This window comes from Phycisphaeraceae bacterium (assembly GCA_015709595.1).
Taxonomy (GTDB): Bacteria; Planctomycetota; Phycisphaerae; order Phycisphaerales; family SM1A02; genus CAADGA01.
This window is the reverse complement of the sequence record CP054178.1, coordinates 3,454,433-3,470,244: the sequence shown is the minus strand read 5'-3', so window position 1 is coordinate 3,470,244 and position 15,812 is coordinate 3,454,433. Positions and strand designations below refer to the sequence as shown.

The 15,812-nt window shown below is 66.3% G+C and carries 10 protein-coding genes; all 10 read left to right on the top strand.

Going from position 1 to position 15,812, the window contains the following annotated elements; all coding sequences use genetic code 11:
- Positions 1–5 precede the first annotated feature (5 nt).
- A complete protein-coding gene (locus HRU76_14750; GenBank protein ID QOJ18765.1) occupies positions 6–4,304 on the top strand; it encodes a tetratricopeptide repeat protein in 4,299 nt (1,432 codons plus the stop codon).
- A gap of 63 nt (positions 4,305–4,367) precedes the next feature.
- Positions 4,368–5,144: an NTP transferase domain-containing protein gene (locus HRU76_14745; protein QOJ18764.1), complete on the top strand. Its 777-nt coding sequence runs from the start codon at positions 4,368–4,370 to the stop codon at positions 5,142–5,144.
- Between the two features lie 25 nt (positions 5,145–5,169).
- The gene (gene rfbD, locus HRU76_14740; GenBank protein QOJ18763.1) at positions 5,170–6,075 is read left to right on the top strand and encodes a dTDP-4-dehydrorhamnose reductase; all 906 of its coding nucleotides are present in this window, start codon (positions 5,170–5,172) and stop codon (positions 6,073–6,075) included.
- 23 nt (positions 6,076–6,098) lie between these two features.
- A complete protein-coding gene (gene rfbB, locus HRU76_14735) occupies positions 6,099–7,127 on the top strand; it encodes a dTDP-glucose 4,6-dehydratase (protein QOJ18762.1) in 1,029 nt (342 codons plus the stop codon).
- A gap of 254 nt (positions 7,128–7,381) precedes the next feature.
- A complete protein-coding gene (locus HRU76_14730; protein ID QOJ18761.1) occupies positions 7,382–8,044 on the top strand; it encodes a hypothetical protein in 663 nt (220 codons plus the stop codon).
- Between the two features lie 441 nt (positions 8,045–8,485).
- Entirely contained in the window at positions 8,486–9,898 is a 1,413-nt protein-coding gene (locus HRU76_14725; GenBank protein QOJ18760.1) for a nucleotide sugar dehydrogenase, read from the top strand.
- A 473-nt stretch (positions 9,899–10,371) separates the two neighbouring features.
- Positions 10,372–11,721, top strand: a complete 1,350-nt coding sequence (gene nusA, locus HRU76_14720; protein ID QOJ18759.1) for a transcription termination factor NusA — start codon at positions 10,372–10,374, stop codon at positions 11,719–11,721.
- A 66-nt stretch (positions 11,722–11,787) separates the two neighbouring features.
- Positions 11,788–14,622 (top strand): translation initiation factor IF-2, encoded by a 2,835-nt coding sequence (gene infB, locus HRU76_14715; GenBank protein QOJ18758.1) that lies wholly within the window; start codon positions 11,788–11,790, stop codon positions 14,620–14,622.
- A gap of 67 nt (positions 14,623–14,689) precedes the next feature.
- Positions 14,690–15,100 (top strand): 30S ribosome-binding factor RbfA, encoded by a 411-nt coding sequence (gene rbfA, locus HRU76_14710; GenBank protein QOJ18757.1) that lies wholly within the window; start codon positions 14,690–14,692, stop codon positions 15,098–15,100.
- On the top strand, positions 15,097–15,807 hold the full coding sequence (locus HRU76_14705; protein QOJ18756.1) for a hypothetical protein: 711 nt from the start codon (positions 15,097–15,099) through the stop codon (positions 15,805–15,807). Before rbfA ends, HRU76_14705 begins: the two co-directional genes overlap by 4 nt.
- The last annotated feature ends 5 nt before the right edge of the window (positions 15,808–15,812 follow it).

Below are 15,812 nucleotides of genomic sequence, written 5' to 3'. Positions count from 1 at the left end.
GGGACGTGAAACTGACGAAACGAGGAAAGCGCCGGCTGCTGATGGTCACGGCCATCGTCGTCGCTCTGGCGGCGCTTGGTGGAGCCGCGCTGGGCGTTCGCGCGTATCTGACCGAGCGACGCATTCAGCAGGCGCGTGAGCATGGCGTGGAGCATCACGCCGCAGGACGATACCGCGAGGCCATCCGGGCGCTCGGCCAGTACTATGGGCGCTATCCCGATGACATCGAGGCGGCGCTGCTGCTGGCGGATGCCCGGCTGCGGGTTCCTGAACCCGATGGCCGCCACGTGCGCGCCTCCACGGCGGTGTATCGTTCGGTGCTGGAACGTGACACGGACAATCGGACGGCGCTCGAGGGACTGCTGGGAATCTTCCGCCAGATCGGTCGTCGCGTGGACATGATGGACATCGCCGAGCGCCTGGTGGCGATCGATCCGGCGCACGAGGGTGCGCTGATGGCCCTCATCGCGGGGCACATGGCGTCGGGCGCGTTTGAGCCCGCGAAGTTGCGTGCATCCCAGTTGACGCGCATCGATCCGGACCGCTACGAGTACCGTGAAGTCGAGTTGGGCGTGCTCGAACGATCGGGGGCGGACTTCCAGGCGCTGAGCGCCTATTGCGACGCTCTCATGGCCGAACAGAAGGCGGCGGACGGCCGCTGGCTGGTGCTGCGCGGGATTCTGCGCTATCGGTTTCAGCAGTCACAGTCGGGACGAGCCGACCTTCTGGAAGCCGCGCGGCTCGGCGTCGAGCGAGATGTCTTTGAATACCTGCTCTGGTCTCTCGAGCAGATCGGAGAGCGGGACACCGCGGACGAGTTCCTGACCTCGACCCGTGGTCGGTTCCCTGACGAGTGGTGGCCGGTCGAGGTTGCCGTTCGGCGCGAGTGGGTTCATGGACGCCCCGATCTCGCGCAGACGACCCTGGATTCGGCGCTGGCCGCCATGAAGACGGAGCCCACGCCCGCCATCCTGCGATGGCAGGCCTTGCTGGCGACGGTGCGTCAGGACGACGCTCAGGTGAGTCAGCTTCTGGCGCGGCTTGAGGAAGCCGCGGCCGCCATGCCTTCGGATGAGCGCGACCTGACGAATGCCTGGGGCGACGCCATCGAAGCGCGTCGGGAGGCCAACACCGGGCGTTGGCGCGAGGCCCTGCGAGCGTACGACAGCGCCTTGGGGCGTCTGCAAGGCGCCACGAAGACAATGGCGGCTGGTGTGGATGTCGCCGTGCTGTTCCATCTGCAGGGTGAGGCCCTGGCCGCCCTGGGTGAGACACCGGCGGCCATGGTTGCGTTTCGTCGGGCGTACGAGGAAACCCGCCGGATGTGGATCGTGCCGGGGGTCGGATTGGCCGAATCGCTGCTGCGCATGGGGCGCCTGGATGAGGCGTTCATCACGGTCCACGACATGACGCGCAGCACTCGGCCCAGTGTGATCGGTCCGTATCTGAGTCTCGGAAGAATCTGGCTGGCTGTCGAGCAGGCGGGCATTGCGCTTCCCGATCTTGGTCGTCAGCCGGCGTGGCCCGATGCACTGACGTTCCTTCAGTCGCTCTACGAGGGAACCGGCGGTACGGCGGATGTTCTCCCGTTGCTGGCCCAGGCGATGTGGCAGCGCGGCGACGCCGCTGGCCTGCGCGCCTTGCTGGCGCAGGCCGCCTCGCAAGGCAACGTGCCTGATCGCGTGAAGGCCCAGCTGGCGCATCTGGCGGTGGATGCCCGGGTCGAGATTCCCGCGGCGCTCGCCGAGGCCGCCGGGTCGGATGACGCGGCGATGGACCTTGCCTGGGCGAGGGCCCGGGCGCTGGGACGATCGGGCCGCATCGAGGCGGGTCTGGCCGAGCTGGACCGGGTGGTCGATCTGCAGGCGTCTTCGCCGCCGATGAAGTGGCGGCTCAACCGCGTTCGCTACCTGGAGGAGTTCGATCTCCCTTCCGTCCGCGAGGCGCTGAGCGACCTTTTGAACGATCCGTCGTTGCCGAGCGACGCACTGGACATGCTTCTGTCGCTCAACTCGACATGGCGTGATGCCGAGACGCTCGGTCGAGCCCTGTCGCGGCTCGAGTCGATCGCTCCGCCCGGCTCCAGTCGTCTGATTCTCGGTCGGGCGCAGTACACGCTGCGATTCGACGCCGACAACCAGCAGGCCCTGGCGGCGGCGCTCGCCGACGTGGACGGCCTCCGCGAGCGCGGCGGGGGAGATTCTGTCGCCGTGCTGACCACGCTCGCAAGATTGCATCTGGCCATCGGACCGGGCAATCGCCGCATGGCGGCGGGGCTGCTGCGTCAGGCGGTGGAGCGATGGCCTCAGCAGACGACGCTCTATCCCCAGCTGATCGCCCTGCTGCAGGAACTGGGCGAGTTCTCCTCGGCGGAGCGATACCTCCGACAGTTCGAGACCTATCGAGGCGCCGACCAGGAAGTCAGTCGTGCCGCGGCTTCGCTGTTCGCCCGACAGGGTGACTTTGAAGCGGCGGTCGCTCGATTTGACGTGGTGGCGCGAGCGTCAGGAGAACAGACCGACCGCCTGACGCTGGCGGCCTGGCGCCTGCGGGCCGGACGGTACGACGAGGCCTGGGCGCTGCTCGACGAACTGGTGCGGGAGACGCCGTGCTCACCCATGGCCGTGCTTCTGGCGGTGCAGCATCAGGTCGCCCGAGGCAACTGGTCGAGGGCGGAGTCGATCCTGAACAACGCGGCGCTGGAGCGCGAGTCGCTGCGCCTGATGCTGTGGGGCGCCTATCACGTGCAGCGGGGGGACCATGCGACCGCCCAGCAGTTCCTGCTGCGCGCCGCGGAATCTGATCCCGACAACGTAACCACCAGCGTCTGGCTGGCGCGTCATGCCATGATGCAGGGGAAGGCCGATGAGGCGATCCGCATCGCCAGTGCGGCATTGCAGCGCCATCCCGAGGAGGAGGATCTGCGTCTGCTCATCGCCGCCGCCGCCCTGGGCGGCGATGAATCGGCCCGGCGCGAGGCGCTCAGCACCTTCGAGCAGCTTCGCGGGGACAACACGGCGCTGGTCGAGACCGTGCGACTGTTCAGCCGCGTCGTCTCCAGCGACGGGAGCATGTCAAGGAAGGTTGAGGATCTTCGCGCCGCCAGCGAACTGGCGTCGAAGCACCCGACGTTCCTTCCGGCGGCGCGGCTGGCGTTCATGCTGCACCGGATCGCCGGCGACACCGACGGCGCCCGACGTGTGGCTGAGCAGGCCATGCTGCGGATGCCCGGTGATCCCGAACCGGCGCAGTGGATGACCGAAATCCTGATCGACCGTGGCGAACTGGAGCGGGCCCTGACGAATGCCGAGGCCTGGAGGCGCCGCTCGCTGGCTGATCCCTACGAGGCCAGCATCGTTCTGGCTTCGATCGCGCTGGATCTGAAGAACTTCAACCGCGCGTACGAAGTGCTGGCGCCCATGGTGGAGCGGTTCCGGGCCGAGCGCCGCCGCGACCCCCGCGGATTTGAGCGATGGGTCGTGACGCTCATGCTTGCCGGCCGTATCGACGAGGCCTACCGCGAAGTCGTCGAGGACATGAGCGGCGACGAGGGAGTCTTCTCGACCTGGCTGAGCAATGCCCAGACGCTCAGCGGCGATCTGGCGTCCGCCGCGCTCAACCGCGCGGCGGAGCAGGCCGTCTCCTTCGAGCGACGGCTCCACCTGGCGCTCGCCTGGGCCACGGTGGGACAGCGAATCGCCCGTCAGCCGCAGGGCGCGGCTCGCGCCGCCATGTGCTTCACGCGGGCTCGCGAGGCCGTTCAGTCGGCGGTCGGCTCGTCCGAGCCCACGCCGGAAGCACTTCGGACGATTGCGATCATCACCGCCGCGGAAGGGCGCACGGAGGAGGCGGTGTCGCAGTATCGAGAGCTGCTGCGGCGCGATCCGAATGATCCCATCGCCCTGAACAACCTGGCCATGCTGCTGGTCACCGCCGTGTCCCGTGCGGATGAAGCGCTCCCGCTCTCGGAGCGGCTGGTCGGTCTGCACGGCGACGTCCCGGACTTCCTGGACACGCACGCCCTGGTGCTCATGCACGCCGGGCGGCTTGATGATTCGCTGCAGACGATCGACCTGGCGCTGGCCCGGCAGGCGGAAAACCCGGCGCTGCTGCTCACCAGGGCGCGCATTCTGATTCGCCGGGGCGACGCAACCGGAGCCAGGAGCATCGTGTCGCGCGTGGAGTCGCTGCTGCGGCATGCCCTGATCGTGCCGGTCGAGGTGGCCGACGCCCTGGACGAGATTCGCGCCTCGTTGCAGGCGTCCGCGCCGCCGTCTGTTGCCTGGAGCCAGCTCGCGGCCTGATCGGAGCCGCTTCGGAGTCGTGATGAGAACCAGTGGATCGCACCACCATCGGAGAGCGGACGCATGAAAGGCGTGATTCTTGCAGGCGGGCTTGGCACGCGGCTGCTGCCGCTCACCCGAGTCACCAACAAGCACCTTCTGCCGGTGTACGACCGGCCGATGATCTACTACCCCATCGACTGCCTGCTCAACGCGGGCATCGACCAGATTCTCATCGTCACCGGCGGTGAGCACGCGGGCGACTTCCTCAAGCTGCTGGGCAATGGCAAGGCGCTGGGCATCCGGGAACTTCAGTACACCTATCAGGAAGGGGAGGGCGGCATCGCCGATGCGCTCAAACTGGCCGAGGACTTCGCCGACGGCGAGAAGATCTGCGTGGTTCTGGGCGACAACATCATCGAGCGCGACATCCGCCACGCGGTGGCGGACTTCTTCACGCAGCGCACCGGCGCCAAACTGCTGCTGAAGGAGGTTCCCGATCCGCATCGGTTCGGCGTGGCGCGGTTCGAGGACGACCGGATCGTCGAGATCATCGAGAAGCCCAAGGATCCCCCTTCCAACCTCGCCGTCATTGGCATTTACATGTACGACAACGACGTGTTCGACTTCGCCCGCGATCTCAAGCCCAGCGCCCGCGGCGAACTGGAGATCACGGATGTGAACAACGCCTACCTGAAGCGCGGCGACCTGACCTACGACGTGCTGGAGGGATGGTGGACCGATGCGGGAACGTTCGAGTCGCTGCACCGGGCGAGCAATCTGGTCACGCAGACCGGGGCCAACCGCGTCGATCGGGCCGAGCGGCGTGCCGCGCGGCCGAAGGTGACGGAAGCCGTGTAGTCAACCGACGGAGGGAGAGAGAGCCATGCGAGCATCGGAATCACCGGGTACGGTTGTTCTCCTGGGTTCATCCGGCATGCTGGGGCAGGAGTTGATTTCGGCCTGCCCCGAGTTGGCGAACCGGATGGTGGCGTTCGCGGACTCCACGGCGCTGGACGTGACCGACGAGGCCGCCGTGCGCGCCGCCCTCGTGCCGCTCAAGCCGGCCATCATCATCAACGCCACGGCGTACACCAACGTGGACGGGGCGGAGAGCGACCGTGATCAGGCCGCCCGCGTCAATGGGGATGGGCCCGGGATTCTGGCGCGGATTGCCGTTGAGCAGGGCGCATTGCTGGTTCACTACTCGACCGACTACGTGTTCAATGGCGAGGGGCGGCGCCCCTACGCCGTCACGGATCCGACGGACCCGGTCAACTGGTATGGCGCCACCAAACTGGCGGGCGAAGTGGCGATTCGGCGCAGCGGCTGCCGGCATCTCATCATCCGGACCAGCTGGCTGTACGCCCCGCATGGGCGGAACTTCGTGCAGACCATTCTGCAGCATGCCGCCGCCAAGCCCGAGCTGCGGGTGGTGATGGATCAGCGCGGGCGGCCTACCCTGGCCGCCGATCTGGCGGAGATGACCTGCCGCCTGATCCATCGCGGCGCCGAGGGCACGTTTCACGCGACGAACAGCGGCGACTGCTCGTGGTTCGAGTTCGCCGAGGCGATCGTGGATGAGGCGGGGCTTGCCTGTCGCGTTCTGCCGATCGAGACGAACGAGTTTCCGCGACCAGCCAGGCGACCCCGCTTCAGCGTTCTCGATCTTTCCGGCACGACGAATCTGATCGGGCAGCCGCGACACTGGCTCGACGCCCTGCGCGCCTGTCTGCGTGAGATACTCCCCGGTGCGGCAAACCACTTGCCAACCGCAGCGCAGGTCCATTGACAGAGCGATCGCAAGGACGCCCCATGCACAGGATTCTCGTGACCGGCGGCGCTGGCTTCATCGGCAGCAACTTCATTCGCTTCGTGCGTCGGGTGCGGCCTGCGTGGCAGGTTGTGAACCTCGACCTGCTCACCTATGCCGGCAACCTGGCGAACCTGGCTGACCTCTCAGAAGACGCGGCCTATCGCTTTGTTCACGGGGACATCCGTCGCCGGGATCAGGTGCTCGAGGCGCTCCACGGGTGCGACGCAGTGGTTCACTTTGCCGCCGAGAGTCACGTGGACCGTTCGATCCACGACAGCGGTCCCTTTATCTCGACCAACGTCGTCGGGACGCAGGTGCTGCTGGACGCCTGCCGTGATTCGGGGCAAGTGAAAAGGTTCCTGCATGTCAGCACAGACGAGGTGTACGGCAGTCTGCCGCTGGATGACCCGTCGAAGCGATTCACCGAGTCCTCGCCGATCTCGCCCAACAGTCCGTACGCGGCATCGAAGGCGGCCAGCGACCACCTGGTGCTGGCGTATCACCACACGTTCGGCTTTCCGGCCATGGTGACGCGCTGCTCCAACAACTTCGGCCCGTATCAGTTTCCCGAGAAGGTCATCCCGCTCTTCGTCACCAACCTGTTTGATGGTCGAAAGGTGCCGCTCTATGGCGACGGGCTGAATGTCCGCGACTGGCTGCATGTGGAGGATCACTGCGAGGCCCTGCTGGTGGTGCTGGAATCCGGCACGCCGGGCGAGGTGTACAACATCGGCGGCGACAACGAACGGAGCAACCTGGAGTTGACGCACACACTGCTGCACCTGCTGGGAATGGGCAGGGAGATGATCCAACCGGTGGCCGATCGGCCTGGGCACGATCGGCGATACGCCATCGACGCAGGCAAGATCCGTACGCAGCTGGGGTGGCGACCCACTCGAAGCGCCTGGCCCCAGGCCCTCGCTCAGACGATCGAGTGGTATCGCGACCACGAAATGTGGTGGAGGCCCCTGAAGAATCGGGCGTTCAACGCCACCAATCTGGTCAGACCAGCCAAGACCACCGCGTGAATCTGGGTGGTTTGGGATGATCTGTGAGATTACTCACTGGAACCAGAAAATACTTGAAGAATGTCTGAGTTTTGATACCTCGAGGCCATATCTGGTGTACATTGATGAGCAGGAGGAGTGGTCCTTCAACACTGTCGGCTCGTTTGGTAGGGAGAAGAAACGTGAGACGTCGTACTTTCCGAGGGATTGTGCTTTCAGCTATCGCTGCGTCATCGGCTCTTATGGCGAGTGCGTCATGGGCCGGGACGATCACCATGTCATTCGTCGGTGCGGGACGCGGCAATACGAACACCAATATCCAGTACAACGATGGCAACTACAGCACCAGCGTGAACGTGTTCACCGGGCAGCTGAAGTGGAACGTGACTGCCACCACGCAGAACGGCATCAAGCTTGGTCCGATGATCACGTTCTGCACGGACATCTTCCAGTTCGCCGCCACCAAGACGTTCAACGTGGTGTCGCTCAAGGATGCCCCCAACAGCCCGCCGAACGGTCCTGGACCGATGGGGCCTGAGAAGGCGGCCATGGTTCACCACCTGTACGCCAAGTATTTCCACCTCGTCAACGACGCGTCGTCTGACAAGGATCGCGCCTCGGCCTTCCAGATCGCGCTGTGGGAGATCGTGAACGAACAGTTGTCCGCCGTTCTCGCCGGCAACCTGTCGCTGACCTCCGGCTGGTTCAAGGCCAGCAACATGACGACCAACGCCAAGAACATGGCCAACGCCATGCTGCTCGACGTGAAGAACGCCTGGCTCAGCGATGACTTGGAGCGAGAGTATCTGCTGGCTGCCGCCATGAGCGACAGTGGTCAGGATCAGATCGTCATCGTGCCGGTTCCGCCCGCCGCGCTGATGGGCCTGGCCGGCCTGGCGGGTGCGGTGGTGGTCCGCCGTCGTCTGCGGCGCATCTGACCAACCGCATTCTCGCTTCGCCTGGGCAGAAGTTCCTGCCCGACCAATCGACTCAGCATCGACGCAGCAGGATCCCGTTACGGGATCCTGCTGTCGCCTCGCGAGCATCTCAGCGTCGTTGTCACCGCCTGGGCAGCCGAGTGTCTGATCCGATCTGACGCCAGTCAACACACGCCGAATCCTGACGGGTCCGGCGTGCTTTCCCTTTCTTCCCACTGGACGGGGCTCGGATGATGGTCATCCGGGCCCTCGTCCTTTTTGTCGCCAGGGTGGTGTCCGCGGACGGGATCGACCAAGGCCACTGACGTACGATCGGCGAAGTGTCGATGAATACCGCAACATGGGCCGGATCAGGAGGTCCGGATAAATCCGGCTCCGTTTGGTTGGTGGATGCCTGTCCAATCGTCGGATCACCACCTTCGTATCCAGGGAGTGACGTGCATGTCAGGGTTGAGTGTTGAGCGGTCTCCGCGGCGTGCGAGTTCTGCAGGCAACGTCGCCGGCCAGGCGGGTCAATCCGCATCCGCCGCGGCGGATCGGTTGGCCGAATCGATCGAACGGCGCACCGCTCGCATCGGCGTGATCGGGCTTGGCTACGTGGGGCTTCCGCTGTTGCGTGCCTTCTGGGACGCCGGCTTTCCGGTGCTGGGCTTCGACATCGACCCGCGCAAGATCGACATGCTGCACCGGGGCGAGAGCTACCTCAAGCACCTCGGCGCGACCTTGGTGTCGGACATGGCGCCGACCAGAGCGCAGGGACGGTTCGAAGCCACCAGTGACTTTTCCCGGCTGGGTGAGGCGGACGCAGTCATCATCTGCGTGCCCACGCCGCTGGGACGACACCTTGAGCCGGACCTGAGCTACATCGAGAAGACGGGCGACGCCATCGCCGCCACGCTGCGCCCGGGCCAGTTGATCTCGCTGGAAAGCACGACGTACCCGCGCACGACGCGCGAGATTCTGCTTCCCCGTTTCGAGGCGCGCGGGCTGACATGCGGCCGGGATTACTTCCTCGCCTTCTCGCCCGAGCGAGAGGATCCGGGCCGCAAGGATCACTCTACCCAGACGATCCCCAAGCTCGTGGGCGGCATCGACCCCATCTCCGGCGATCTGGCGACCGCGCTGTACGCCAAGGCGATCAAGCAGGTCATCCGCGTTTCCACGGCGGAAGTGGCGGAAGCCGCCAAGCTGCTGGAGAACATCTACCGCGCCGTCAATATCGCGCTGGTGAACGAACTCAAACGCGTGCTGACGGCGATGGACATCGACATCTGGGAGGTGATCGACGCCGCCGCCACCAAGCCGTTCGGTTTCCAGCCGTTCTATCCGGGTCCGGGTCTGGGCGGGCACTGCATCCCCATCGACCCGTTCTACCTGACGTGGAAGGCCCGCGAGGTGGGCATGCCCACACGATTCATCGAACTGGCGGGCGAGGTCAACCACGCCATGCCCGAGTACGTGGTGGAGCGTGCCGTGCGGGCGCTCAACGACCGGGGCAAGCCCGTCAAGGGCTCGCGCGTGCTGATCCTGGGTCTGGCCTACAAGCCGGACGTGGATGACGTGCGGGAGAGCCCGTCATTCGAGCTCATCGAGAAGTTCAAGGATCTCGGCGCCTGGGTGGACTTCAACGATCCACACGTGACCGAGACGCACAAGATGCGCAAGTACAACTTCGAGATGAAGAGCGTGCCGTTGACCAGGGAGTCCCTGGCCGGTTACGACATGGTGGTCGTGTCCACGCACCACAAGGCGTACGACTGGCAGTTCATCGCCGACAACGCCCGGCTGATCGTGGACGCCCGCAATGCCTTGAAGGACGTCCGTGGCGATTGCGGACACATTGTGAAGGCCTGAACGAAGGCCGTGGATTCAGCATGCGGACGGCCCCGGCCTCCGAGGCGCCGGGGTCGTTTGTTTTCGGGCGCGAAGCCGAGCGTTGGCGAACGCTTGAATCACCGCGGGTTCGGCCATATTGTTGGCTTGCCCCGCGTCGTATGCACGGGGTCGATTGGAGTCGTTCATGCACACCCGGCAGGGTCAAGCAGCAGTTCGGCCATGATGGAGCGATGCCGCATCCATCCGGCCGGTCGTCTCCGGATCGCGTCGCCCGCGCGGGCGACGGGTGCCCATCGGACGGGGAGCCGCACATGATCTGACGCATTGGCGACAGATCGTCTGCGGGGTCGGGACATGGTGTCCCGACCATCCGCCCCCGGGCACGGGCGTTCGCTTCGGCGGACGGTCGTGTTCGCACTTTTGGGACACGCCGGTTCTCGGTCGCTTGCAACATCCCGACATCTCGACAACACGAACGGAACATCTCGAACATGAACAGTGAAACCCTCCGCATTCTCGATTCGATCGCCCGCGAGCGCAATATCGAGCGCGACGTGCTGATCGCCGACATCGAGCAGGCGATGGTCTCCGCCGCCCGCAAGCACTTCAACTCGCTGGATGCCGAGGAGTTCGGGTGCCAGATGGACCGCACGACGGGAGCGCTGACGATCTGGCGCAACCGGACGGACGACCTGGGCAACGTCACGCGGGAAATGATCCCGATCGAGACGCTCGGGCGAATTCCCGCCCAGACCGCCAAGCAGGTGATGATCCAGCGCTTCCGCGAGGACGAGCGCGAGAGTCTGCTGGAGGAGTTTTCCAAGCGTCAGGGCGAACTGGTGACCGGCACCGCCCAGCGATATGAAGGCGGCTCTCTCGTCGTGCAGGTGGACCGCGCCGAAGGGTTCATGCCGCGCAGCGAGCAGATTCCCGGCGAGCAATTCCAGCCCGGCGGGCGGGTGCGCTGCCTGATCCTCGACGTGCGCGACGCGGGGAACCAGGTGAAGATCGTGCTCTCGCGGAGCCATCCCGACTTCATCCGCCGCCTGTTCGAGGCGGAGGTGCCCGAAGTGTCGGAGCGCGTGATCGAGATCAAGGCGATGGCGCGCGAGCCGGGGTTCCGCACCAAGCTGGCGGTGGCCAGCGTGGATTCCAAGGTCGATCCGGTGGGCGCCTGCGTGGGCGTGCGGGGCAGCCGCATCCGCAACATCGTGGATGAACTGGGCGGCGAGAAGATTGACATCGTCCGCTGGAACGAATCGAGTCAGATTCTGCTGGCCAACGCGCTCAAGCCGGCGGAAGTGGAGGAAGTCTCACTCTGCTTTGAACTGGGACGCGCCACCATCATCGTGCGAGAAGATCAGCTCTCGCTGGCCATCGGCAAGCGCGGGCAGAACGTGCGGCTGGCGGCGCGGCTGACCGGCTGGGACGTGGACATTCTCACCCCGGCGGAGTTCCAGAAGGGGCTGGAGATCCTCGCCCAGACCATCCTGCCCATCGAGGGCGTGGAGGAGTCGCTGCTCGACCGCATGGGCGCGCTGGGCATGATCAGCGTGTTCGACATCGAGGAGATCGGGGCCTCGGTGCTGTCGCAGGAGCTCGGGCTCGACCCGGCGCTGGCCGACAGGATCGTGGAAGTCTGCACCGCCAAGGCCAAGGAGGTGGCGGAGCAGCAGCAGCGCGAGAAGGAGGAGGCCGCCCGCCGCAAGGCGGAGGAGGAGGCCGCCGGCGCCTCGATTCTGGCCGGCGAAGGCGGCGCCGCCCCGGCGCCGGACGCCGAGGCCGAGGCGGCGGCCGATTCCATTCTGGCTGGGGGCGGAGGGGGCGCGACGGAGAACTGACGCACCGCTCACTCGGAGCGGTTTCGCCCGCTCGGGGGCGATTGACGAGCACAGCAGGAGCATCACTTGGCCAAGACATTGCGGATCCACAACATCGCCAAGGAACTCGGCGTCGATTCCAAGGACATCGTCGCCAAGTGCCAGGCGGAAGACATCCCCGACATCACGAACCACATGTCCACCGTTTCGGTGGGACTTGCGGCCACGATCCGCGAGTGGTTCAGCAACACCGGGGGCGTGGCGACGGCGGTGGAGAAGGGGCCGCCGGTGGATGTCACGCGCGTCCGAGCCAAGGCGCGAAAGCGATCACGGAAAGCGGAAACCGCTCAGTCCGATGTCGAGGCCGATGTCGTCAATGAATCCGAGGAGGCGAGCGCGGACGAGCCAGTGGTGTCGATTGCGTCGGCTCCGGTCGTGGAACTACCGGACACGGTAACGCCTTCGGTTGTCGCCGCGCCGGAAGCGCCGCCGGCAGCCGTTGCCATCGCTGAAGCAGGCGCCGGGCTGACGGTCGCGGACGAGTCCGCCAAGGCGGAGGCGGGTTCGGCGGCTCCGGTAGTCCAGTCACCGCCGACAGCCCCGCGCAAGGCGGTTCGGGCGCCGGAGCGGCAATCGGCGGCTCCCGCAGCGCCGGAGCGTCCCGTCGTCATGAACGTGCCCCAGCGGCCCAAGGTGGTCAAGCCGGTGGGTCCGATCCTGGAGCAGCCGCTCAAGACCAAGCTGTCCGGGCCGAAGGTCATCCGCGTCGAGGCCCCGGATGTGCTGCCCACGCCCCGCGCTCGCACGGAGCGCGCCCGTCCCGGTGAAGCGCCTGGCTCATCCCGTCCGCCATCCAAGGGAGGACGAGGGGCGGGCCAGCATGGTCCCCTGGCGGACGACGGTGAATCCGGTCGCGGCGCGTCGCGCCGCAACAAGCGTCGCGCCCCGGAGACGGATTCCCGGCGCTCCGCACGCGGCGCGGGACCGGGGGCCGGCGACGACGCAGGATCATTCAACTGGCGCGAACAGGATCTGCTCGAGCGCGAGGAGCGGCTGAGCCGCTCGGGCGGGTTCTTCCGAACCCACCGGCGCGACATCCAGAAGCGCGGACAGCAGGTCGTGCGCGCCAGCACCGCGGCGGAGACGGGCGGCGCCGTGAAGATCAGCGAGCCCATCACCGTCAAGGAGCTGTCGGCGGCCACGGGCGTCAAGGCGGCGGACATCATCAAGAAGCTGATGCTGGGCGGCATGATGGTCAACATCAACGCCGTACTCCCCGCCGACAAGGCGATTGAAGTGATGCTGGGATTCGGCATCGAGCTTGACATCGCGGCGCAGAAGTCGGCGGAGGAGGAGATTCAGCAGGCCTTCGCCAGCCGGCAGATGCGCGACCCGCGCCTGCGGCCCCCGGTGGTGACGATCCTGGGTCACGTCGACCACGGCAAGACTTCGCTGCTGGACAAGATTCGCAACACCAACATCGCCGCCGGCGAGGCGGGCGGGATCACGCAGTCCACCCGCGCCTTCCGCGTGCCGGTGCGCGCGGGCGACACCGATCGCGAAATCGTCTTCTTCGACACGCCGGGCCACGAGGCCTTCACCGAGATGCGCGCCCGCGGCGCCAGAGTCACCGATCTGGTGGTGCTCGTGGTGGCGGCGGACGACGGCGTAATGCCGCAGACCGTCGAGTCGATCAATCACGCCAGGGCGGCGGGCGTGCCGATCCTGGTGGCCCTCAACAAGATCGACAAGCCCGAGGCCACCGAGTCGAACATCCAGCGCATCTACGGGCAGCTCGCCGAGCACGGGCTCAACCCCGTGGAGTGGGGCGGCGACACCGAAGTCGTCAAGACCAACGCGCTCACCGGTCAGGGCGTGCAGGAACTGCTCGACCTGATCGACTACCAGGCGCAACTGCACGAATGGAAGGCGGATTTCGCCGGACCCGCCGAGGGAACGGTGATCGAAGCCAAGATGGAGGAGGGTCGCGGCGCGGTGGCGCAGATCCTGGTCCAGCAGGGGATGCTCAAGCGCGGGGACTTCATCGTGCTGGGGCGCGCCTATGGGCGCGTGCGCGACATCGTCAACGATCGCGGGGCCCGCGTGGAGTCCGCCGGGCCGTCCACACCCGTGGCCATCTCCGGCATCGACGTGCTTCCCGACGCCGGCGACAAGTTCTACGTGGTGGATTCGCTGCAGGCCGCCGAGCAGGCGGCGGAGGAGCGACGCCACCAGGAGCGCGAGCGTGAACTGGCCCAGCCGCGCGTCACGCTGGACAACATCTTCGAGCGTCTGGCCCAGAGCGAGCGAAAGGAGCTGCGGCTCATCGTCAAGGCCGATGTGCAGGGTTCGCTCGAGACGCTGCGCAAAACGCTGGGCGACATGAAGGTGTCGGACGTGTCGGTGATCGTGCTCCACTCCGGCGTGGGCGGCGTCAACGAGTCCGACATCACGCTGGCCGAGGCCTCCGGCGCCATCATCGTCGGGTTCAACGTCACGTCCAGCGCCAAGGCGCGGCAGCTGGCCGACTCCAAGGGCATCGACATCCGGCTCTACGACGTCATCTACAACATCATGGATGACATCGAGAAGGCGGCCAAGGGCCTGCTGGCGCCGGAGCATCGCCTCGAAGTGCTGGGACACGCCGAGGTCCGCCAGGTCTTCCGAATCTCCAAGGTCGGCCTCATCGCCGGCTGCTACGTCACCGACGGCGTCATCGAGCGCAACAGCCAGATCCGCGTCACGCGCGGCGGCATCGTGGTCGAGAAGGATCGACGGCTGGAGCAGCTCAAGCGCTTCAAGGACGACGTCAAGGAGGTCCGCGCCGGTCAGGAGTGCGGCATGAAGATCGACGGCTACGACGATATCAAGGAAGGCGACATCCTCGAATGCTACAAGACGGTCGAGGTGACCCGGGCGTGATCGACCGGCGACCGACCCATCTCGATCGAACCGGCCCCGGCGCGAGGTGCGGGCGGAGGTTCCGAGCATGAGCATCCGCGCTCAGCAGGTCGGCTCCGAGATCCACGAGGCGGTGCAGATGGCCCTGTCGCGAGGCGATCTTCATGACCCGCGCATCCGCGGCCTGATCACCGTGACCGGCGTCACCGTCACCGACGATCTGGCCGAAGCGCAGGTGTCGGTTTCGGTGCTGCCCGCGGTCCACGCCGAACTCACCATGCACGGGCTTCGTTCCGCCGCGCCGCTGCTGCGCCGCGAAGTGACCAGAAGGGTGCGGATGCGAACCGTTCCGCGGTTGACCTTCCGGCTCGACGATTCCCTCAAGAAGCAGGCGGCGGTTGCGGCGGCCATCCGCGAGGCGGTCGGCGACGCGCCGGCCGACGCCGCGGCGCCCAGCGCGGACGTGCAAGACCATCCAGGCGGAGACGAGTCGTCATGAAGAACGCCGGCGCCTGCGCCGAACAACTGGACGCCTTGCTCGCGCGGCTTTCATCCGCGCCCGACGTTCCACCGCCGCATGGCGACGATCCGGTGGAGACGCTCATTTATTCCTTCCTGCTGTGGGGTTCGTCGCGGACTGCCGCGGACGCCGCGTATCGGGCGCTCAAGCACGGATTCGTGGATTACAACGAACTGCGCGTCTCGCTTCCATACGAGATCGCGCTGTGCCTGCGTCAGAAGGATTCACGGTCGCTGGAGCGATGCCAGCGGCTGCGCGCGTCGCTGAACGACCTGTTCCGACGCGAGCACGTGGTGTCGCTCGATCGCGTCAAGGGCATGGGCAAGCGCGACGCCCGGAAGTACATCGAGACGCTCGAGGGCATGGTGCCCTACGTGGCGGCCCGTGTCATGCTGCTCTGTTTCGACATCCATGCCATTCCCGTGGACGACGCGCTTCGGGCGCTGCTGATCGAGGAAGGCGCGGCCGATGCGTCGGCTGACATCGCCGAAGTGAGCGCGTATCTCGCCAGGCACGTTCCGGCAGCCAGGGGGCGCGACGTCCACACGCTGCTGCAGGCGTGGTCGGATCGCGCGTCGGAGCGCCTCGCCGCCGGCACGGGGAAGGAGAAGCCCGTCCGCCAACGCCGCCGGCCAACGTCATCATCGACTCGCACGTCCCGCAGGTCGAAGGCGAAGCAGTCGTGAACGGT

Bases quoted from the DNA above. Each gene is read 5' to 3' on its own strand.
- rfbD (QOJ18763.1), top strand. From the start codon at position 5,170: ATGCGAGCATCGGAATCACCGGGTACGGTTGTTCTCCTGGGTTCATCC.
- HRU76_14725 (QOJ18760.1), top strand. From the start codon at position 8,486: ATGTCAGGGTTGAGTGTTGAGCGGTCTCCGCGGCGTGCGAGTTCTGCA.
- nusA (QOJ18759.1), top strand. From the start codon at position 10,372: ATGAACAGTGAAACCCTCCGCATTCTCGATTCGATCGCCCGCGAGCGC.
- HRU76_14745 (QOJ18764.1), top strand. From the start codon at position 4,368: ATGAAAGGCGTGATTCTTGCAGGCGGGCTTGGCACGCGGCTGCTGCCG.
- rfbB (QOJ18762.1), top strand. From the start codon at position 6,099: ATGCACAGGATTCTCGTGACCGGCGGCGCTGGCTTCATCGGCAGCAAC.
- rbfA (QOJ18757.1), top strand. From the start codon at position 14,690: ATGAGCATCCGCGCTCAGCAGGTCGGCTCCGAGATCCACGAGGCGGTG.
- HRU76_14730 (QOJ18761.1), top strand. From the start codon at position 7,382: ATGTCATTCGTCGGTGCGGGACGCGGCAATACGAACACCAATATCCAG.
- HRU76_14705 (QOJ18756.1), top strand. From the start codon at position 15,097: ATGAAGAACGCCGGCGCCTGCGCCGAACAACTGGACGCCTTGCTCGCG.